The organism is Arthrobacter sp. MDT2-3 (assembly GCF_059090465.1).
The window spans coordinates 923536-943340 of sequence record NZ_JBNHFS010000002.1 but is presented as its reverse complement, the minus strand read 5'-3'; the positions used below and the strand labels follow the sequence as shown (position 1 = coordinate 943340).

Here is a 19805-nt window from a genome sequence, read left to right as displayed (position 1 = left end):
TTCGCTCTGAGACGGCATGGGAAGCCCGCTTCGCGACAGACTGGCGGTCCCGCCGGTACGCTGCGGCACGGACGGCGCCGGTGATGGCCCGGTCCCCACACCCGTCAAGGGTGCCGGTGTCCGCGGCGAGCTCGTCGTCCACGGCCTGCCGGTCCTCGACCGACAAGCATACGGTTTCCTTCACCAGCAGCGTGGTCCGCCACTCATTCAGGCGCCCAGACCGGAAAGCCTCAAACGTGCGGGGCATCTCCCTCAGTGCCTTGGCCAGGCCCAGCAGCCGGCCTCCCCGCGCCGGGGACTCCCGCCGCGCTAACGCCACTTGGGTACCGACCCCGGCACCCAGCTCCTGGGCAGGGACCCCGGCAGCGGCCTGCTCCCGCCGTTGGTGCAGGTCAAAAGCAACAGTGATCTCGGCCTGCCGCGCCGCCGCCAAGACCTTCACATCCTCAAACTGGCGAATCTGATCAATCATGCCCGCACCATCAGCACAAATCGGCACGGCGGCCAGGGCCTCCCGGATAACGGCAACGGATGGGACAACAGGATGGGCGTCCCCTAGTCCGGCTCGCGGCGGGACAGCGGAAGGGGCCTCCCCAAGAACGGCAACCGACGGTACGCCAACGTTCCTCGCCCCGCTTACTTCTGCCAACTCCTGAACCGCTTCCATGAACAAAGTCTTCCATCAGGGTCTGACAAAAACTGCTGATAAAAGCTGTATGTGGAAAACCCGGCGGCAGCAACGCGCCAAGCCGCAAACAGCGAAGCGTTCCCGTGGTGCGGTGCCCAGCCGCAATAAGGTGCGACGGGGCGCCAAGGGAGGCGCCGCCGTCGTACGCACGTCAAGCCTCAGGGCGCCGCGCTGAAGCGGCGCCCTGATAAATGGAGGTCAGTCCTCCACTACCACCACAACACTGCCTGCAGGCACAACCCCGTCGAACGGCTGGCCGGAGAGCAGATCAACGCCGGCGGCCTGGACAGCCCCGGACGTCCGCGAGTGGTTGATGGCGAACAGGAAGCTGCGGCCATCGGCAGAACGCCGGCGCGTCAACTCCACCCCGGGATCGGCCGTTGTAACGGGCCCAATGCCTGACTCCTCGAGCAACCGGTCCACGACCGCCTCGATGCCGTCCCGATCCGGGAACGTGGCGAGGTACCACGCGGCCCCTTCACCCACCGCCCGCCGGGTCAGGGACGGTATGCCCTCCAGTGGATACTCCGTGAAAGTCTGGACCGCTTCGGCGCCCGTCAGGTGGACGTGCTCGCTCCAGATAGAAGAGACGCTGCCGTCGCTCAATTTCAGCTGCCCGCCCGCCAGCAGGGGATGGAACTCCTCCACGCGCACGCCCAGCAGTTCGCGGAATGCACCCGGGTAGCCGCCCAGCCGCACGTGCTCCTTGTCGTCCACAATCCCGCTGAAGTAGCTCACCAGAACTGTGGCACCGGCAGAGGCGGCAGCAGCAATATTGGCTGCGGCTTCGTCGGTGACCGAGTACAGGGTGCACACCAGGACAAGGTCGTAACCCTCAAGCGACGCCGACGGGTGCACCATGTCCACGGACACTCCCCGCAGGAAAAGCGACCGGTGGAAGGCCCGCAGCAGGTCCAGGTACTTCACATCCTGGCTGGGCTTGGAGTCGATTTCGCTCGCCCACCAGGCCTCGTAGTCGAACACAATTGCCACGCGTGATTCCACCCGCGAACCACGCACCGGAGCCAGTCGCTTCAGGGCCGCTCCCAGGTCAACCACCTCGCGCCACACACGCGTGTCCCGGCCCCCATGCGGCACCATCGCAGAGTGGAACTTCTCCGAGCCGGCGAAGCTCTGCCGCCACTGGAAAAACATCACAGCGTCAGCGCCCCGCGCCACGTGGGCCAGCGAGTTGCGCAGCATTTCACCGGGCATCTTGGGCTGGTTGCGCGGCTGCCAGTTGACGGCCGACGTCGAATGTTCCATTAAGATCCACGGGTCACCTCCCGCAATGCCGCGGGTAAGGTCTGCGCTGAAAGCGAGTTCGATCTGCCGTTCGGGATCGGCCGCAACAAGGTAGTGATCGTTGGCGATGACATCCAGGTCCTTGGCCCAGTCGAAGTAGTCCATGGACTTCGTGGCGCTGGATGCCATCAGGTTGGTGGTGCACGGCACCCCGGGAGTGACCTCGCGCAGGACGGCAACGAGGTCCCGGTAGTAGTCCATCAACGCCCAGGAGTTGAAGCGCTGGAAGTCCAGCTGCTGGCCCGGGTTCAACGTCGAAGGCGCAACGCCCGGCGGCAGGATTTCCGCGAACGAGGCATAGTTCTGGGACCAGAACGCCGTACCCCAGGCAGCGTTCAGGGCATCGATGCTCCCGTACCGCCGCTCAAGCCAGAGCCGGAAGGCTGCCGCGTCTTCTTCACCATAAAACTCCGAGACGTGGCAGCCCAACTCGTTGTCCACATGCCAGAGGGCAAGGGCCGGATGGTCCTTGTAGCGCTCCGCCAGCACCCGCGTGATGCCGGTCGCGTAGCGGCGGTAAACGGCCGACGACGGCGTGTAGTGCCGCCGCGAGCCCGGTCCCAGCACGGTTCCGTCCGCCGTGACAGGCAGGATTTCCGGGTGCTTGCGTACCAGCCAGGCAGGGGGAGCGGCCGTCGCAGTTGCCAGGGCTACCTTGACGCCGATTCCCGCCAGGTTGTCCAGCACCTCGTCCAGCCAGTCGAAGCGGTACTTGCCCTCTTCCGGCTCCAGCAGGGCCCAGGAGAAGATCCCCACGCTGAGGAAGCTCACCCCCGCTTCCTGCATCAGCTCCAGGTCCTCCAGCCGGACGCTGACCGGCCACTGTTCGGGGTTGTAGTCGCCGCCGTACGCAATACCTTCGATGTTGTTCCAGACGCTGGCCGGGCTGGGGGTTTCCTGCAAAGTCATGGGACTCCTTTGTCTGCTGGGAAGATGGAACTGGCTCGAAAACCAGATCTTTGGAAAACGCTTGCCCATTTCCGGGAATGCCGATATTGTATCGTTTCAGAAGCCGTGTAAGCCAGCTCACTACTCACGTTGTAGGGTGAGCGACTGGGATTGCACACATCGAGCAAGGAGGCTCTCATGATTAACAGAAGGCATTTCCTCACCACCGTAGCCGTCGGCACCGCATCTGCCGCCGCTCTGGCGGCCTGTGGAACAGGCTCCAGCACCAGCGCCGGGGAAACCGGCTCCGCCGAGAACCCCGTGACCATCAACTACACCTGGTGGGGCAACGACGACCGCGCCGAGCGTACCCGCAAGGCGATCGCCCTGTTCGAGTCGAAAAACCCGGACATCAAGGTCAACGGCAACTTCACCGACTTCGCCGGCTACTGGCAGAAGCGTGCCACCGAAGCAGCCGGCGGCGGCCTGCCGGACGTGATGCAGTGGGACCTCTCCTACCTGCGCGACTACGGCCAGCGCAACCAGCTCCTGGACCTGGGCACCGTGAACATCAACACCGACGCCTTTGATAAGTCCCTCCTGCCTTCAGGCCAGATCAGGGGCAAGACCTACGGCATCCCCACCAGCACCAACGCCTTCGCCGTCTACTACGATCCCGCCAAGCTGGCGTCCCTGGGCATCGCGGAGCCCACCGGTAAGTGGAGCTACAAGGAATTCAACGACTTCCTGACCGAGGTTGGCACCAAGAGCAACAGCGCGATCTTCGGCTCCACCGACTACACCGGTGTTTGGTGGATGTTCAACATCTGGCTGCGCCAGAACAACATCGAGGCCTTCACCGAAGACGGCAAGCTCGGCTTCACCAAGGACGACATGAAGAAGTGGTGGAACACGACGGCGGGCCTGCGCGGCACCCCGGCCATCATCACCGAAGAGCGCGTCACCCAGTTGGCCCCGAAGTCTCCCTTCGGCTCAAACGTCACCGCCACCGAAGTCACCTGGGACAACTTCATGGCCGGCTACCTCGCGGACAGCGGCGCCAAGGAACTCAAGCTGGTCCCGCCGCCCTCGGACGACGCGGACAACCTGGGCCTGTTCCTCAAGCCCTCCATGCTCATGGTTGCCAGCGCCAAGACGAAGTTCAAGGATGCCGCTGCCCGCTTCATCGACTTTATGGTCAACGATCCCGAGGTTGGCCAAATCTTCAAGACCTCCCGCGGTGTTCCGGCGTCGAAGACCCAGCGCGACGGCACCACCTTCGAAGGCACCGACAAGCTCGTGGTGGATTACGAAAAGTCCATCGAGCAGTACCTCAAGGACGCTCCCGAGCCGCCCATCGTGGGCTTCGGTACCCTCGAGGCTTCCTTCAAGCGCGTCAGCTCGGACCTGAACTACGGCAAGCTGACCATCGACGGCGCAGCCGACGCATGGTTCAAGGAAGCCGAAGACCTCATCAAGCAGAACGCCTGATTCAGGCTTTCACAACTGACGGATTGAACTCGTGACTCAAAGCCCAACATTGAGCAGGCGTTCGGCACAGTCCGACTCCCCGCTGCCGCGCAAGTCGCGGCAGCGCGGGGCGGATGCCCGCGCCGGCTACACCTTCCTGCTGCCCTGGCTGCTGGGATTCATCGCCCTCACTGTTGGGCCCATGATTTCCTCGCTCTACCTGTCCTTCACCAACTACAATCTGTTCGATCCGCCCAAGTGGATCGGCCTGGACAACTACACCACCCTCTTCCAGGACGAACGGTTCCTGCAGTCGGTGGGCGTCACCGTCGGTTACGTGGTTTTCGGTACCCCGCTCAAGCTCGCCGCAGCACTGGCAGTGGCGATGCTGCTGAACAGCAAGCGCCGCGGCCAGGGTTTCTACCGCTCAGCGTTCTACGCCCCGTCCCTGATCGGCGCGTCCGTTTCCATCGCCATCGTCTGGAAAGCCATGTTCGGCGATTCCGGCCCGGTGGACCAGGGCCTGTCCTTCTTCGGAATCAACATCGGCGGCTGGGTGGGCAACCCTTCCATGACCATGCCCATGTTCATCCTGCTGACCGTCTGGCAGTTCGGCGCCCCGATGGTGATCTTCCTCGCCGGCTTGAAGCAGATCCCGGCCGATCTCTACGAAGCCGCATCCATGGATGGCGCAGGCCCGGTGCGGAAGTTCTTCAACATCACCTGGCCCATGCTTTCCCCGGTGATCTTCTTCAACCTGCTGATGGAAACCATCCACGCGTTCCAGATTTTCGCCTCGGCCTACATCATCTCCAACGGTGAAGGCGGCCCTGCCGGCTCCACCCTCTTCTACACCCTCTACCTGTACCTGCGGGGCTTCAGCGACTTCCGGATGGGCTACGCTTCGGCGATGGCTTGGCTGCTGGTGATCGTCGTCGGCATCATTACCCTGATCTTCTTCCGCACGTCCAAGTCCTGGGTCCACTACAGCGGTGATGCAAAATGACAACCACGGCAACTCCCACCCAGTCCGCCCCGGACGCACAGGTGCTGAATTACAACCCCAAGTCAGAATCGGCAGGGGCCAAGCGCGCCAAGAGCACCCTCTTCCACGTGGTGGCCCTCGCCCTGACGGCCGTGGTCCTGTACCCGGGTTTGTGGATGATCGCCTCCTCGTTCAAGCCGAATGCCGAGATTGGCGGAGCGAACACGTCGCTGTGGTCCAACAACTTCAGCTTCAACAACTTCGTCACGGCGATGGAAGGCATCGGTGGCGTGTCCACGCTGCAGTTCTTCACCAACTCGCTGATCCTGGCTATTGGTGCAGTGGTGGGAACCGTCCTCTCGGCCAGCGTGTCAGCGTACGCTTTCGCCAGGATCAAGTTCCCGGGCCGCAGCGTCTTCTTTGGCATGATGATCGCAACCCTGCTCCTGCCGTTCCACGTGGTGATCATCCCGCAGTACATCGTGTTCCAGCAGCTGGGCCTGGTGGATACCTACGTGCCGCTGCTGATCGGCAAGTTCCTGGCCGCTGACGCGTTCTTCGTGTTCCTGATGGTCCAGTTCATGCGCAACCTGCCAGGCGAGCTGGACGAGGCCGCCAGGATCGACGGCGCCGGCCACGTCCGGATCTTCACCTCCATCATGCTGCCCCTGATGAAGCCGGCCCTGATCTCCACGTCAATCTTCTCCTTCATCTGGAGCTGGAACGACTTCCTGGGCCCGCTGCTCTACTTGAACACCCCGGACAAGTACCCGCTGCCCCTGGCTTTGCGACTGTTCGTGGACCAGACCCAGAGCTCGGACTACGGTGCAATGATCGCCATGTCCGTCCTGGCCCTGCTGCCGGTGCTGATCTTCTTCCTGGTCTTCCAGCGGTACATTGTTGAAGGCGTCTCCACCCAGGGCCTCAAGGGCTGACGCCCGGAAGCCGATACAGAAAATGAGCGTCATGGACAGCACCACACCCGCCCCCAACCACCACGAGCCCGTCCCGGTCAACCGCTTCGCGTTGTTCTCCGAGACCCTCCTGGCCGGGGTGCTGGTGCTGGTGCTGTCCATTCCGCTGGTGACGATCCCCGCCGCCTATGCGGCGGGGATCGCCCATCTGGAGCGGCACCTCTCCGGCCGGGACGATTCCGTCCGCGGCCTGTGGGGCACGTTCACGGCTGCCCTGCCGGGCAGCTGGAGGCTAGGAATCACGACGGCGGCAGCCGCCGTCGTGATTGTCCTTAACCTTTTGCTCGCTTGGGTAGGGCAGCTGCCGGGCCGGGAAGTGGTGCTGCCGGCAACCCTGATCCTGGCTGCTGCCGCAGCCATTGTGCTCCTCCGCACCGCCGCCGCGTGGTCCGACTTCACCGGCTCCCGCGCCGACGCCCGCAGCGCCTGGCGCTCCTCGCTCGAGACTGGCCAGGCCCTGTCGCTAAAGGACTGGACTGGGTCCCTCCTGCTGGCCGCCGCGCTCTTCGGGGCAGTGGTGTTTGTCTGGATGCTGGCAGCACTGTTCGTGGTGGTCCCCGGCACCCTGATCCTCGCCGCTGCTGCGGTGAAACTGCGCTCCACCCGCTCCTGAATTATCAGGCCCCCCAGTACTGAGTTCCACCAGCGGCGGGCAACTCCCGCAAGCTGCAAACACTTCCCGGTTCTGCCCGTCACTAATGTGAGTTGAGTCCGACGTGTCTTCCGACCGCCAGCGTTCCGAACAGTCCCTCCGCTCGACGAAGAGCCAGCCTCCTTGGTACCAGCCCCTCAAGCAGCGCAACTACAGGCTCTTCCTGGTCCTGGTGTTCACCGGAAGTGTAGGGGTATGGATGCAACGGCTGGCCCAGGACTGGCTGGTGCTGCAGCTCACCGGCAGCCCGGCCGCCGTAGGTGTGGCGGTGGCACTGCAGTTCCTGCCAATGCTGATCGTAGGACCCCTCAGCGGCCTGCTGGTGGACATGTTTCCCAAGCGCCGGATCATGATGGTCTGCCAGGCCGTCATAGCCTTCCTAGCCCTGGCCCTGGCCGTGTGGGCCGCGACTGGAACCGTCACCGTCTGGGCCGTCTACGCCAGTTGCGTAGCGCTTGGCGTAACGTCGGCCATCAACCAGCCCGCCAGCCAGGTGTTCGTCAACGAAGTAGTGGGCGACGCCGCACTCAGGCCGGCAATCGGCATCAACAATGCCATCGGCCAGCTTGGCGCCATGGCCGGGCCTGCGCTGGCTGGAATCGTCATTGCACAAGTTGGATCCGCCGCAGCGTTCGCCGCGAACTCACTGCTGTGCCTGCTGGTGCTTTGCCTGATCGCCGCTATCCGGCCGGCCGAGCTGCACCCGAGCATCCCTGCGGAACGGGGGAGGGGCCAGCTCCTGGCCGGGTTCCGCTACGTCCGGGAACGGCCTTCGCTGCTGCTGGTCATTGCCTTGGCCGGACTCCTGGGGATGTTCGGCATGAACGGGCCCGTGGTGCTGGCCGCCTTTGCCGAACGGGTATGGCACAACGGCGTTGAAGGGTTCGGGCTCTTCAACACCGTCAGTGCCATCGGAGCACTGGCCGGTGCGTTGCTCGCCGCCCGCCTCCGGAGCCTGGGCCGGAAGGGGATCGTGCTGGCTGCAGGCCTCTTCGGCTTCTCCCAGCTGGTGGCGGCCCTGATGCCCACCCTCATCCTCTTCGTTGTCATGCTGGTGGTGGTGGGCCTGATGACCCTGCTGTTCCTGACCAGTGCCGCCACCGCCGTGCAGCTGGAGGCCGGCCCGGAGATCCGCGGCAGGGTGATGGCTTTGTACCTGCCACTGCTGCTGGGAGGACATGCCCTGGGCGGCCTGCTGGCCGGCTGGCTGACCGAGCAGTTCGGCGTACGGCTCGGACTCGTGACCACCGGTGCGCTGGGCATGCTGTCCGCAGCAGTGATCGGTGTGCTGCTCTGGCTCAACGCCCGGAAACAAAGGGACTAGGGGCCCGGCCCACTCAAGCGGAGGAATCAGCTGCCGGGCGTAAACGTCCAGTTCCCGGCGTGCACCCTGAAATCCCTTGTAGGATGCGCGGCCCGGGCGTTCCAGGCGGCAGCAGCCCCGCCTTCGGCAGTGGAAAGAACGACGGCGGCATCCGGCGTCGGTCCCTTGATTCCGTAGGTGCCGGCCGGCAGCCGGACGACCGCAGTAACGCCGGCCGGGACCGTGCATTCCAGGCGCACCAGCCCGCTGTCCCGGCTCCAGCTGACTTCCACGTCGCCGTTGCCTCCCGGAACGGTGCCGCGGGCATGCTCCAGCCGGCACAGCGGCGGTTCGATCAGGAGTTCACGGCCGCCGGCCGAGGCGTAGCGGACGCCGAGCAGGTGCTCGAGGATCTCTTTGACCACGGAGGCGGACCAAGCATGTGACTGGCTGTAGTCCGTGCCTTCCGCCAGGTCCCAGGCCTCCCAGGTGAAGGTTGCGCCGCGCTCCAGGAGCCGCGCCCATCCGGGCTGGTCCTTGTTCGTGAGCAGGTCCAGGACGGCATCTGCGAGGCCTTGGGACAGCAGCGCCCGGACCAACCGGTGCACCGTCAGGGGTCCCTGCCGCATGCCCATGCCGGCAATTCGCAGGGCATCAGCCCTGGCGTGCTCAGTGCCGGTGATCCCCAACGACAGCGGGAACGAGGTGGCGTGCTGGGAGGCGTGGGAGCTGGGTGTGCCGTCGGCGAGGAGGCCGTCCACCATCACACCGTCCACGCGGAGGCGGGTACGGATGGCCCCTGCCAGGGTGCGGGCCCGCCGGGCGTACTCAACAGCGGTATCCTCCTGCCCGGCAAGGGCACAGAGCCGGGACGTTGAGATGAGGGCGGAGTAGGCCTGGGAATTGACGGTGGTCTTGGCGGCGCAGTCCATGTCGTAGCCGAAGCGGCCCGGGGCCGGCCAGTCCACGATGCCGTGGAGGTACGGGCCGGAGCCGCCACCCAGTTGGGTGACCAGTCCCGCCGTCGGGCCCTCTGCCGGGATGTACCGCAAGGCGTAGTCCGCCGTGTCACGGAGATGCGGCAGCAGCTCCCTGACCAATGCCAGGTCACCGGTCCGGCGGTGGTACTCCTCGGCCCACTCCGGGATCATCAGCGAGAAATCGGGGATGTCCCGTTTTCCGTCCCCGTTGGGGTAGACGGCGTTGTAGCGGCCTTTGTCTGATCCGTCGGTCCAGTAGCGGGCAGCCGACCAGCCGAACTCCCGTAGAGCCTGGGCGGTGTAGGCGCGTTCGCCGAAGAGGGCCATGGTGGCGTAGGAGATATTGACGGCGTCGGCCAGGAACTGGCCCTTCTCCCGGGTGGGCGTGTCCACGAACTGCTCCTGCACTCCGTAGAGCGCCGAATCCCGCAGCAGCCGGAATACGTCATTCAGCGTGGCATCGGAACTGCTGAACGTACCCTCGCCGGGGTGCCGGCCGTGGACCACCACCGCACCGACCCTGGACAGGTCCGCGGCGTCCACGCCGAGCAGCTCAAGGTACCGGAAGCCCAGGTGCACCGTAGCCCGGTACTGCTGCGGCCCCGCGGCCTGGGTGTAGGGGAAGGACATGTCGGTGTTCTGGCTGGCGGTCTTGCCGGTGTCCACCCTGCCGTCGGCGCAAAGGACGTAACCCGCCCGGATCATGAGGGTACGGCCGGGGATGCCGTTGAGGAAGTCCACCTCGGGGCGGCCGGGAATGACCTGGCCGAAGTCCGCCACCAGCGTTCCGTCGTCGGCGGTCAGGAACGCCTGCGGCGCCGCGAACTCTTCCGCCAGCACCGTCCGCCGCGGATGCAGGGCCGGGAACTCAGGGCAAGGGTGGCTGCCGTAGCTCAAGGCGGGCGGCATCTGTTCGACGGCGGGCAGGGCAGCTGCGGCCAGGCCGTCCAGATGCTCCACGGGGTCGCCCTCGTCATTGCGGTAGCCCGACTGGCGGTAGGGCGCCTCGGATGCCAGCCAATCCGGGCCTGACGCAAAGACCTCGCGCCGGCCGTCAGCATAGTCAACACTGATGCGGACCAGCAGCCCGGGGAGGCCGGCGGCGCGGCCCTGCCCGGGTCCGTACCAGTGCAGCAGCGCTGTCAGCGGCACCTCTACGTCCTGCGGCCGTGCCGAGGTGCCCGCCGTGCCGTCCGAAAGCCCGGTGAGCAGTCCGGTGACGTCCGCGGCGTCGTAATACCCTTCGCCCGGGTAGCCAAAGGACGTGGTGCTGAGGCATTTGGTGCCGCCCAGGGAGAGCTCTGCGTGATGGTTCGCCGCCATAAAGAGACGGGCCCTGGCCACCGTGCCGGTGAGCCTGATGGTGCTGCTGAACAGCGTCCACTCGTCCGGCTGGCGGCGTGCCGTGGTGCCGGCCCAGTGGGCGAGGTTAGCGCGGGCAAGATCGGTGCCGGCGCCGAACTGATGGTCGAGCAGCAGGTCGCCGGGTTTTCCGTTGGAGGTGTCCGTGACGTGAAGCGACAAATATTCGGCCTGGCTGAGGGGCCCCTGGTGAAGGGCCAGCCGGCCCTGCGCGCCGGGAGCTGCCGGCTCCTTCCAGGCCAGGAGTTCGATGCCGTCCACGGCCACAGTAATGGCGTCGCCGTCGTCCGTGACGTCCAGGTCCCGCCACCCGGTGGTCGCCGGGCTGGCCTGGGAACTGGCCAGGACCTCGGTGGCGGGGGCCGAAGATATGGGAATTTCCCACTCGGCGGCCCGGCGAAGCACCAGGCCGCCGCCGGCATCGAGTTCCAGCAGCAGCCCCGTCCCGGGGCCGGAGCTCCGGACGATGACACCGGCCCCGCCCATCATTGGCCTCACGCGCGCCCGCAGCCAAAAAGCGCGAAGCGGAGGGCATGGTATGGGCAGGAAGGGTGTGCCGGCTACGCGCAGCGCCCCGTCCAGGACCTCCAGCGGAGCGCGGCCACCCGGAGCGCGGTGCACCCAGTCTGCTCCCCACCCGGCGTCCGAGAGGCCGGTGCTGAACTGCTGCGGTTTCGACCAGGCTCCCGGCAGGCCCGCCGCGTCCCACACCCGGACCCGCCACGCATAGTCCGCGTCGTCGTCGAGCGCTGGTCCCTTATAGCCAGCAGAGACGGGGCAGTCGGAAGCAACCTGGCCCGAATTCCACACCCGGGACCCTGCGGCGTCCTGCACCACGATCTCGTAGCCGGTTTGCATGGCACGGGACGGATCCGATTCCTCAGGCTGTACGAGCTGCCAGCTGAACGAGGGGCGTGCTCCCGCCGTAAGACAGGGGAAGAGCCCGTCCGTCAGCAGGCGGTTGGCCTGCAGCTGCCCGCGCGCAATCACGGAAATACCGGCTTTGCAGCTGGGGTGCGGGGCATTCAGGAAACCGGCAGGGTGAAGACGTGCGGGGCGGTACCGGCCCAAGGGAGCCCGAGTTCGCTGAAGGTGGCGTGCTGCCCGGCGGCGCGTTCCAGGGCATCCTCGATGCCGAGAAGCACAGCGTGCGCCGCATCTCCCTCGCCCTCCCACCGGAGGTATGCCTCGTCGATGGGGGCCGGCAGCGGAGCGGTCCGGATAGCTTCCAGGACGAGCATAAAAGCGCCGCTGTCCAGGAGCGGGCTGATGAGCGGTGCTCCGCTGTTGCGGTGGACCAGCAGGTTTTCGGTCAGGCCATCCCGGCCGAAGACTTCCTCGGAGCGGCCCTCGGCAGTTTCCACCGTGAGCCGGTCCTCCGTGTAGTGGAAGACGGCGGTGCCCTTTGAGCCTTGCAGGGTCACGTACGGTTCCACGGATTCGGCGGCGCACAGCGTCAGTGCGCAGGTGACGGGCAGCCCCGAGCTGGTGCGGATCCGGATCACCGAGGTGTCATCGGACTCGATGTCGTTTGCACGGTAAAGCTCGGTCTCAATCGCAGCGATGTCCGCAGTAGTGCGTGCTCCCGCAATCCGAAGGGCTGTTGCCACCGCATGCGCAAGGGGGTTGGTGGCCACGCCGTCCACCACGTCCACACCGTCGATGGTGCGTTTGCCGGCCCAGCGTGACCGCTTGTAGTAGGCCCGGTCCCGCACCCAGCGGCCGGTTGCCGAGATACCCTCCAGCCTGCCAATGGTTCCGTCGGCGAGCAGCTTCCCGATCGCCTGCAGTGCGCGGGAACCCAGGCTCTGGAAGCCGATCTGGACGCTGCGTCCATTGGCTTCGGCAGCGTCGCAAAGCTTGGTGAAGTCCGCGAGTGACGCGACCGGCGGCTTCTCCAGGTAGAGGTCGGCGGCGGTGGCCAGTGCTGCGAGGCCCAGCGGGGCATGGGTCTGGATGGGGGTGGCGACAATGATGAGGTCAAGCCCGCCGGTCTCCGAAAGCAATTCAGCCAGCCCAGGAAAAACGTGCGTCGTTGCGGGGACAGAATCCGGCTCAGGGGGATTGGGGTCAGCAACGGCAACAAGGTCGACGACGCCGGCCGTCTGGAGGCGCTCAAGGTTCCGCAAGTGGTGGGTGCCGAAGCCGTGGACACCTACCAGCGCCACCGTGGAAGCACGGCTGCCGGACTGCTCCGCCCCAGGCTCGCCGGCTGGCTGCGCGCTGGCTCCCGCGGAGGTAGTGAGGTCCCGGGGCTGGTGGGTCCCGGCGACGGTGCCGGCTGGCGTTCCCATGGTGCTCCATTCCGCCCGGACAGGGCATGAGTTCCTGCAAGCGCATGATGGCAAGCGCTTTCCGCTTTCCAGTGTGCGCCACGCGCAGGCTTGCCGTCCACTTATGTAACGATTCAAAAACTAGCTTGACCCGCCCCATGGCGGGGGTCTAGATTTCGAGAAACCGATTACTCACGTGACGTGGACCACTCCGGTCCCCGTTTCTGCAACGATGGAGAACCGAAGGGAGCCGTGCCATGTCAACGTCATCGTGGAGCGCCCGGGCATACTCGTTCTTTGACACACTCCTTTGGGTCGCTTGCCTGAACATGCTGTGGCTCGCCTTCACCGTCCTGGGCCTTGGTGTCCTGGGTGCGGGGCCTGCCACCGCAGCAGCGCAAATCCTGGTCCGCAAGAGGGCCAAGGGTGACGCCGCGCGCCTGCTGCCCGGCTTTGCCCACGAGTACCGCCGCAATCTTGTCCGCGGCAACGCCCTGGCCCTCCCCGTCATGGGGGTGGCCGTGGCCCTCGCCATGAACTGGAACTACTTTTCCGGCTCGGATGGACTGTTGTCCCAGTTGGCAGCCGCTGCAACCTTTGTCGGAGCCATCTTCGTTGCCGGCGCGGTGTGCTACCTGTTCCCCATGTTTGCCCGGTACCACCTTCCCCTGCCCCAGTACTTCCTGATGTCGTCACGCTTCGCCCTCCGCCACCTCGCGGGCACAGTCATTCTGCTGTTCGTCTCTGCAGCCGTGGCCTATGCGAGCGGTGCCGTCCCAGGCCTGATCCCGTTCTTCAGCATCGGAGCCTGGCTGTTCCTGACCGGGTGGCTGTGTGACCGCTTCTTTACCGCCAACGATGACTCCATGGCCGCCGCCTATGAGCAATTGCAGGCCGCTGCCAGCGGTCTGCAGCATAACCAGGCGCTGACAGCGCGCTGAGCGCACGGCCCTAAACATAAAACTGACCTCCTGCTGCCCGGGCTCATCGCTGCGCGGTGACAGCAAAACCGACCCCGAAGAAGTGGAAAAGGAACAAAATGATCCGCAGAAGAATGTCCCTGGCCGCCGCCGTCGTTACCGCTACGGCGCTCACCCTGACGGCCTGCGGCGGAGGTGAAACCCAGTCCGCAGACCTCTCCACAGTGAACGTCATGGCTCCCTTCCTTGAAGCGCAGCCGCCTTCCGCCGACGGCGCCGTCCAGAAGAAGCTCGAGGAGCTGGCTGGCAAGGACGTCAATATCACGTGGGCCCCCAACGCCTCCTACGAGGACAAAACCAACATCACCCTGGCATCCTCCGAGATCCCGCACGTGATGGTCATCCAGGGTAAAACGCCCGGTTTCGTCAAGAACGCCGAAGCCGGTGCCTTCTGGGACCTGACGGACAAGCTGGCTGAATACCCGAATTTGAAGACCACCTTCCCGGACATCCAGCAAAACGCGAGCATCAACGGCAAGGTCTATGGCGTTTACCGCGGCCGCGCCCCCATGCGTGCTGCCGTGATGTTCCGGCAGGACTGGCTGGACAAGTTGGGGCTTGAGGCTCCCAAGACCACGGCGGACCTGTACGAGGTAGCCAAGGCATTCACCGAAAAGGATCCGGACGGCAACGGCCAGAATGACACCTGGGGCATCACCATCCCCAAGTGGGGCGCCCTGGGAACCAACAGCCCGTACGACTTCATCGAGACCTGGTACGGCGCGGGCAACCGCTGGACCGAAAAGGACGGGAAACTGATCCCGAGCTTTGAGACCGAGGAATTCCTGGAAGCCAACCGGTTCGTCAAGAAGATGGTAGACGAGAAGCTCATCAACCCGGACTTTGCCACGTTCGACCCCACCAAGTGGAACGAGCCGTTCCTGAACGGCAAGGGCGGCATCATTGTCGACGTCGACTCCCGGGTGAGCGTCCTCATCAACCTGTTCAAGCAGGCAGACCCGAACAACTTCGACAACAAGGTGGGCTTCGTCGGCAACCTTGAAGGCCCGGACGGCGAGCTAAACGCCCACCCTACCGACGGCTACTCCGGCTTCCTGGCGATCCCCAAGTCCAGCGTCAGGACCGAGGCTGAATTGAAGACCGTGCTGGAGTTCCTGAACACCATGAACGGCAAGGACGTGGCCGTGCTGCTCAACAACGGCATCGAAGGCGTGAACTTCACGCTGGAGGATGGCAAGGCTGCCACCATCAAACCTGAAACCGAGGAAGCCAAAGCCGTCAACACGGACATCAAGAGCTACGCACAGCTCGGCATGAACGTTGCCGGAAACACCTTCTACCCGGTGAAGCAGGCCAGCGAGTACGAACAGCAGGTCTTCGACAAGCGCACCGAAGTGATGGCCGAAGACCTGAAGAGCGCCGTCTACAATCCGGCCGCCCCGTACGTGTCCGCCACCTATGTTTCCAAGGGTGCGCAGCTGGACAACATCGTTGCCGATGCCCGCATCAAGTACCTCGCCGGCCAGATCGACGAGCAGGGCCTGAAGGACGCCATTAAGCTGTGGAACACCAGCGGTGGCGACAAGGTCAAGGAAGAGATCAACAAGCTCTGGCAGGACAACAAGTAAATGACAGCCCCTGTCATTGCCACCAAAGCCGGGGAGCGGGCGCAGCCTCCTGCGTCCGCCCCCCGGAAGCGGGGAAGGTTCTCCGTCCACTTCGCGCACTACAAGTGGCTGTACCTGCTGCTGCTGCCCGGCGTGGTGTACTTTGCCATCTTCCGTTACGGGCCCATGTACGGGGTCAGCATTGCTTTCAAGGACTACGTTCCGTTCCTGGGCGTCAACGGCAGCCCGTGGGTGGGGTTCCAGCACTTCCAGGACTTCTTCTCCAACCCGGACTTCCCGCGGCTGCTGGGCAACACCCTGATCCTGGCGTTCCTGAACCTTGGCATCGCGTTCCCGCTGACCATCGTCCTGGCACTGCTGCTGAATGAAGTCCGGCTCTCAATCCTCAAGCGCACCGTCCAGACCCTCGTGTATATCCCGCACTTCCTGTCCTGGACCATCGTTGCCTCGTTGAGCTTCCTGCTCTTTGCCCTGGACTTCGGCCCGCTGTTCCTGTTCCTGAACTCGGTGATGGGAACGAACATCGATTTCCTGTCGGATCCCAACTGGTTCCGTCCCCTGATTGTGTTGCAGGAGATCTGGAAGAACACCGGCTGGGGAACCATCATCTTCCTCGCCGCGCTCGCCACCGTTGACCAGGACCAGTACGAGGCCGCGATCATCGACGGCGCCGGCCGGTTCCGCCGCGTCTGGCACATCACGCTTCCCGGCATCCGGTCAACAATCATCGTGATGCTGATCCTGGCCATCGGGCAGATGCTCAACACCGGCTTCGAGCAGATCTACCTGATGACCAACGCCCTGAACCGCTCCGCGGCCGACGTGTTCGATACCTACGTGTACTTTGTCGGCATCACGCAGGGCGCCTACAGCTACTCCACCGCCGTCGGGCTCTTCAAATCCCTGGTGGGCCTCGTGCTGATCTTCGGCACCAACGCCCTGGCCAAACGCTTCAACCAGAGCGGACTGTTCTAGCCATGAAAATCCACAACACCACCGGCGGGCGGATCTTCGACGCTGCCAATTACGTGTTCCTGTCCCTGGTCGGCATCATCACCTTGCTGCCGTTCATCTACGTGATGGCCGGATCCTTCGCCACCGAAGCGGAAATCACCCGGCGTGCGTTCTTCGTCTGGCCGGAGCAGTTCACCCTGGGCTCCTACGAGTACATTTTCTCCACACCTGCGTTCACCAGGGCGCTGGTCACCACTGTCCTGGTCACAGCCGTCGGCACACTGATCCAGCTCGCATTCACCGTGACCATGGCCTACCCGCTGGCCAAACGCACCCTTCGCGGGCGCAAGGTCATCCTGTCCCTTGTGGTTTTCGCCATGGTGTTCTCCGGCGGCATGATCCCCACCTTCCTGCTGGTCAAGGACCTGGGCCTGCTGAACTCCTACTGGGCCCTGATCCTGCCCGCGGCGATCAACCCGTTCAGCCTGATCATCATCAAGAACTTCTTCCAGGAACTCCCGCAGGAGCTGGAGGAATCGGCCAAGATGGACGGCGCCACCGAGATCGGGATCCTCTGGCGGATCCTGCTCCCGCTGTCCAAGCCCGTCCTGGCCACGTTCGCGCTGTTCTACGCCGTGGGCATCTGGAACGACTTCATGTCGCCGCTGCTCTACCTCTCGGATAACTCCAAATGGACCCTGCAGATGTACCTGCGCCAGGTCACGGCAGCATCGGACCTCCTGGGCACCGGCAACGTGGATCCTGCCTACATCCCGCCGGAGCAGGGCATCAAGTTCGCCGTCATCGTGGTGGCAACCCTGCCCATCCTGATCTTTTACCCGTTCCTGCAAAAGCACTTTGCCAAAGGCATGCTGATCGGTTCCGTCAAGGGCTGATGCACCAAGAGAAAGCACAAAAGCACACCATGAAAGTCCTGCTTGCCGGAGATTCCACGGTCGCCAACTGCCCCACGCACGAGTACCCCATGAGCGGCTGGGGAGCCAAACTGCCCCCGCATATTTACACCTGGGCTGCCGTGCACAATTTCGCCAAGGGCGGCGCCAGCACTGAGTCCTTCCGGGAGGAGGGGCTTTGGGGCCAGCTTCTGGCGGAGGCAGCCCATGGTGACCTGGTGCTGATCCAGTTCGGCCATAACGACCAAAAGAAGCCGCACCTGGCGGCACGTACGGGTTATGCCGCCAACCTGCAAAGGATGGTGGCCGAAGTCCGGGCCCTGGGGGCGCTGCCCGTGCTGTGCACATCGGTGGAGCGGCGGCACTTCCTGGCCGGCCCGTCGTCGGACGCTTCCTTGGAGGAGAGCCTGGAGGATTATCCGGAAGTGGTGCGGGAGATCGGCCTGGAGCTGGGCCTGCCCGTCATCGACCTCAACTCGTGGACCCGTGCGCTGTACGTGCGGCTGGGGCGGGAGGACTCGGCATCCCTCTTCTGCCACTTCGCACCGGGTGAACATGCGTACTGGCCCGACGGGCTGACGGACAACACCCACTTCTCCCAACAGGGTGCAGCCGTGGTGGCAGAGCACGTTGCGGGGCAGCTTCAGGAGTTGGGGCTGGCCCCGTTGGGTTTGGCACGTACGACGGCGGGGCGCGGCTAGGTGGGAGCGGCCGGCCTGGGAACGAAGGTGCTTTACAGTAACCCGCTAAACGGTCCCGGGGACGTGGCGGACTGGGTAGGCGAAGGGCCCGTGAGCCTGGGCAGCCGCGAAGGGGCCCTGGAGCTGTCCGGCTCGCTGGATGACGAGGAGTTCGGGGACCACGCGCACTGGACGTTCTGGTGCCCGGAGGAGTTTCCCGACGGCATCCGGGTCAGCTGGGAGTTCCTCCCCCTTGAGGAACCGGGGCTGGCCATGGTGTTTTTCGCTGCGAACGGGCATGGCGGGCGGGATCTGTTCTCCCCTGTACTCACGCCGCGGACCGGCTACTACCCGCAGTACCACTCCGGGGACATGGACGCCCTGCACGTCTCGTATTTCCGGCACAAGTACCAGTCGGAGCGGGCCTTCCGGACCTGCAACCTCCGCAAGAGCGCCGGCTTCGAGCTGGTGGCCCAGGGCGCGGACCCATTGCCGCCAACAGAGGACGCCGTGGATTTCTACCGGATGGAAGTTGTGAAGGACGGCCGGAACGTGGCCTTTTCCATCAACGGGCTGCCGCTCCTTGACTGGCAGGATCCATCGGACACGGTGCTGGGCGGAGGCTACTTGGGGTTCAGGCAGATGGCACCGCTCCGCGCCGCCTACCGCAACCTTGTGGTGGAAAAGGTTTAGCGTCCAGTTTCGTTACTTTTGCCAGGCCAGCCAGTCGATGGCGTCCTGGGCAATGGCTGCGGGTACCGCGTGCGGGCCCGGGAACTCCCGGTAGGTGACGTCGTAGTCTTCGGCCTGAAGCGCGGGCACCAGCCGGCGGCTGGTGCGCTCAATCGGCAGGACGGCGTCACTGTCTCCGTGGGAAACGAAGACCCTGGGTTTGCCGTTGCGCGGGACGGGCGGGACAAACCCCGGGGAGAAGGCGATGACCCGGGAAAAGAGGTCGCCATTGGCCAGGCCCAGGGCCAGGGCGTAGGAAGCGCCGTCTGAAAAGCCACCCACACCGATGCGGTTCGGGTCCACGAAGACCTGTTGGAAAACTCGCTCCATGGCCAGGTTGATCACCTGGACGTCGGGGCCGAGGGGACCCCGGACGCCGTCCCACGTTGAGCCACGCGAAGCCGGTGCCGCCAGGACGATTTTGTGTCGTTCCGCAAAGGCGGACAGCAGTGATAATCCTCCCGCGGCCTCACCCCCTGCGCCGTGCAGCAGGAGGATAAGCGGGGCCGGCTGGCCGGGCCGCAGCCCGGACGGGACGTAGAGCAAGGTGTCCCGGACAGCCTCCAGCCCCAGGCCCTGCTGGCCCGGGGCAGGTGCTTGCCGCGGCTTGCTTCCCGGCCTGGCACTCAGGGCAGCAAAGTTCAGGGTTGATTCTTTGGGGGGTCCATTTCTTCTCCCGAGCAGGCTGAGAGCGCTGCGGCCATTGCCAATGCTCCCGCGCCAACCAGGAAGCTGCGTCGCGTGGAGCCGCCGTCCCCTCGTTCACCCAGCAGGGCGGAGGCCCTTACCTTTCAGGTCAATACACCTAGGCGATGGCTTCCAGCGACAGTTCCTCCACCGCCGACTGAAGGGCATCCAGGTCGAACCACGCGACAGGAAGTACGTCATGGATAAAGGCATCAAAATCGAAGGGATGGCAGTGCCCGCCGTGGTTCCAGTAGAGGATCCAGAGATCGATCAGGCCTAGGTCCTTGCGCTGCAGCAGGTGTCTGGCTCTGTGCCGCAGGTCATCCATAACCAATCCTTGCTTCTGCTACCCCCGCCCCACAAGAGCAGTAAGTGTGTTTGGCGCAAAG

17 protein-coding genes and 1 pseudogene are annotated in these 19805 nt (G+C 64.7%); 11 read left to right on the top strand and 7 right to left on the bottom strand.

Going from position 1 to position 19805, the window contains the following annotated elements:
• Both AC5RUQ_RS10050 and AC5RUQ_RS10045 read right to left on the bottom strand, forming a co-directional pair.
• Positions 1-472 (bottom strand): annotated as a pseudogene (locus AC5RUQ_RS10050) (HNH endonuclease); the annotation flags it as partial.
• Between the two features lie 414 nt (positions 473-886).
• Positions 887-2902 carry a beta-galactosidase gene (locus AC5RUQ_RS10045; RefSeq protein ID WP_493947164.1) on the bottom strand — a complete coding sequence of 672 codons (2016 nt, stop codon included), beginning with the start codon at positions 2900-2902 and terminating at the stop codon, positions 887-889.
• A 177-nt stretch (positions 2903-3079) separates the two neighbouring features.
• On the opposite strand from AC5RUQ_RS10045, the gene AC5RUQ_RS10040 reads away from it, so the two are divergent.
• The 5 genes from AC5RUQ_RS10040 to AC5RUQ_RS10020 all read left to right on the top strand — a co-directional run bounded on the left by AC5RUQ_RS10040 (position 3080) and on the right by AC5RUQ_RS10020 (position 8286).
• The gene (locus tag AC5RUQ_RS10040) at positions 3080-4372 is read left to right on the top strand and encodes an ABC transporter substrate-binding protein (protein WP_493947163.1); all 1293 of its coding nucleotides are present in this window, start codon (positions 3080-3082) and stop codon (positions 4370-4372) included.
• 31 nt (positions 4373-4403) lie between these two features.
• The gene (locus AC5RUQ_RS10035; protein WP_493947162.1) at positions 4404-5357 is read left to right on the top strand and encodes a carbohydrate ABC transporter permease; all 954 of its coding nucleotides are present in this window, start codon (positions 4404-4406) and stop codon (positions 5355-5357) included.
• Positions 5354-6271, top strand: a complete 918-nt coding sequence (locus AC5RUQ_RS10030; RefSeq protein ID WP_493947161.1) for a carbohydrate ABC transporter permease — start codon at positions 5354-5356, stop codon at positions 6269-6271. Before AC5RUQ_RS10035 ends, AC5RUQ_RS10030 begins: the two co-directional genes overlap by 4 nt.
• 22 nt (positions 6272-6293) lie before the next feature.
• Entirely contained in the window at positions 6294-6923 is a 630-nt protein-coding gene (locus AC5RUQ_RS10025; RefSeq protein ID WP_493947160.1) for a Poxvirus protein I5, read from the top strand.
• A gap of 103 nt (positions 6924-7026) precedes the next feature.
• Positions 7027-8286 (top strand): MFS transporter, encoded by a 1260-nt coding sequence (locus AC5RUQ_RS10020; protein WP_493947159.1) that lies wholly within the window; start codon positions 7027-7029, stop codon positions 8284-8286.
• Between the two features lie 26 nt (positions 8287-8312).
• On the opposite strand, the gene AC5RUQ_RS10015 is transcribed toward AC5RUQ_RS10020, so the two are convergent.
• Complete coding sequence (locus tag AC5RUQ_RS10015; RefSeq protein ID WP_493947158.1) at positions 8313-11597, bottom strand: family 78 glycoside hydrolase catalytic domain; 3285 nt, start codon at positions 11595-11597, stop codon at positions 8313-8315.
• A gap of 35 nt (positions 11598-11632) precedes the next feature.
• Positions 11633-12901, bottom strand: a complete 1269-nt coding sequence (locus AC5RUQ_RS10010; protein WP_493947157.1) for a Gfo/Idh/MocA family protein — start codon at positions 12899-12901, stop codon at positions 11633-11635.
• 236 nt (positions 12902-13137) lie between these two features.
• Between AC5RUQ_RS10010 and AC5RUQ_RS10005 the strand changes: the two genes are divergently transcribed.
• The 6 genes from AC5RUQ_RS10005 to AC5RUQ_RS09980 all read left to right on the top strand — a co-directional run bounded on the left by AC5RUQ_RS10005 (position 13138) and on the right by AC5RUQ_RS09980 (position 18690).
• On the top strand, positions 13138-13821 hold the full coding sequence (locus AC5RUQ_RS10005) for a YesL family protein (protein WP_493947156.1): 684 nt from the start codon (positions 13138-13140) through the stop codon (positions 13819-13821).
• Between the two features lie 98 nt (positions 13822-13919).
• Complete coding sequence (locus tag AC5RUQ_RS10000; RefSeq protein ID WP_493947155.1) at positions 13920-15449, top strand: extracellular solute-binding protein; 1530 nt, start codon at positions 13920-13922, stop codon at positions 15447-15449.
• Positions 15450-16424 (top strand): ABC transporter permease, encoded by a 975-nt coding sequence (locus AC5RUQ_RS09995; protein WP_493947154.1) that lies wholly within the window; start codon positions 15450-15452, stop codon positions 16422-16424.
• 2 nt (positions 16425-16426) lie between these two features.
• The gene (locus tag AC5RUQ_RS09990) at positions 16427-17299 is read left to right on the top strand and encodes a carbohydrate ABC transporter permease (protein ID WP_461172442.1); all 873 of its coding nucleotides are present in this window, start codon (positions 16427-16429) and stop codon (positions 17297-17299) included.
• A gap of 29 nt (positions 17300-17328) precedes the next feature.
• Entirely contained in the window at positions 17329-18018 is a 690-nt protein-coding gene (locus AC5RUQ_RS09985) for a rhamnogalacturonan acetylesterase (RefSeq protein WP_493947153.1), read from the top strand.
• Positions 18019-18690 carry a DUF1961 family protein gene (locus AC5RUQ_RS09980; protein ID WP_493947152.1) on the top strand — a complete coding sequence of 224 codons (672 nt, stop codon included), beginning with the start codon at positions 18019-18021 and terminating at the stop codon, positions 18688-18690.
• A 12-nt stretch (positions 18691-18702) separates the two neighbouring features.
• Here the strand turns inward: AC5RUQ_RS09980 and AC5RUQ_RS09975 are convergent, their stop codons facing one another.
• The 3 genes from AC5RUQ_RS09975 to AC5RUQ_RS09965 all read right to left on the bottom strand — a co-directional run bounded on the left by AC5RUQ_RS09975 (position 18703) and on the right by AC5RUQ_RS09965 (position 19744).
• Positions 18703-19275 (bottom strand): alpha/beta hydrolase, encoded by a 573-nt coding sequence (locus AC5RUQ_RS09975; protein ID WP_493947151.1) that lies wholly within the window; start codon positions 19273-19275, stop codon positions 18703-18705.
• Positions 19276-19370: 95 nt separating this feature from the next.
• Positions 19371-19499 carry a twin-arginine translocation signal domain-containing protein gene (locus tag AC5RUQ_RS09970; protein ID WP_493947201.1) on the bottom strand — a complete coding sequence of 43 codons (129 nt, stop codon included), beginning with the start codon at positions 19497-19499 and terminating at the stop codon, positions 19371-19373.
• 35 nt (positions 19500-19534) lie between these two features.
• Positions 19535-19744, bottom strand: coding sequence for a hypothetical protein (locus AC5RUQ_RS09965; RefSeq protein ID WP_458781085.1), 210 nt, complete (start codon positions 19742-19744; stop codon positions 19535-19537).
• Between the last annotated feature and the right edge of the window lie 61 nt (positions 19745-19805).

Bases quoted from the DNA above. Each gene is read 5' to 3' on its own strand.
- AC5RUQ_RS10040 (WP_493947163.1), top strand. From the start codon at position 3,080: ATGATTAACAGAAGGCATTTCCTCACCACCGTAGCCGTCGGCACCGCA.
- AC5RUQ_RS09985 (WP_493947153.1), top strand. From the start codon at position 17,329: ATGAAAGTCCTGCTTGCCGGAGATTCCACGGTCGCCAACTGCCCCACG.
- AC5RUQ_RS10005 (WP_493947156.1), top strand. From the start codon at position 13,138: ATGTCAACGTCATCGTGGAGCGCCCGGGCATACTCGTTCTTTGACACA.
- AC5RUQ_RS10025 (WP_493947160.1), top strand. From the start codon at position 6,294: ATGAGCGTCATGGACAGCACCACACCCGCCCCCAACCACCACGAGCCC.
- AC5RUQ_RS10030 (WP_493947161.1), top strand. From the start codon at position 5,354: ATGACAACCACGGCAACTCCCACCCAGTCCGCCCCGGACGCACAGGTG.
- AC5RUQ_RS10045 (WP_493947164.1), bottom strand. From the start codon at position 2,902: ATGACTTTGCAGGAAACCCCCAGCCCGGCCAGCGTCTGGAACAACATC.
- AC5RUQ_RS09995 (WP_493947154.1), top strand. From the start codon at position 15,450: ATGACAGCCCCTGTCATTGCCACCAAAGCCGGGGAGCGGGCGCAGCCT.
- AC5RUQ_RS10010 (WP_493947157.1), bottom strand. From the start codon at position 12,901: ATGGGAACGCCAGCCGGCACCGTCGCCGGGACCCACCAGCCCCGGGAC.
- AC5RUQ_RS10000 (WP_493947155.1), top strand. From the start codon at position 13,920: ATGATCCGCAGAAGAATGTCCCTGGCCGCCGCCGTCGTTACCGCTACG.
- AC5RUQ_RS09990 (WP_461172442.1), top strand. From the start codon at position 16,427: ATGAAAATCCACAACACCACCGGCGGGCGGATCTTCGACGCTGCCAAT.
- AC5RUQ_RS09965 (WP_458781085.1), bottom strand. From the start codon at position 19,744: ATGGATGACCTGCGGCACAGAGCCAGACACCTGCTGCAGCGCAAGGAC.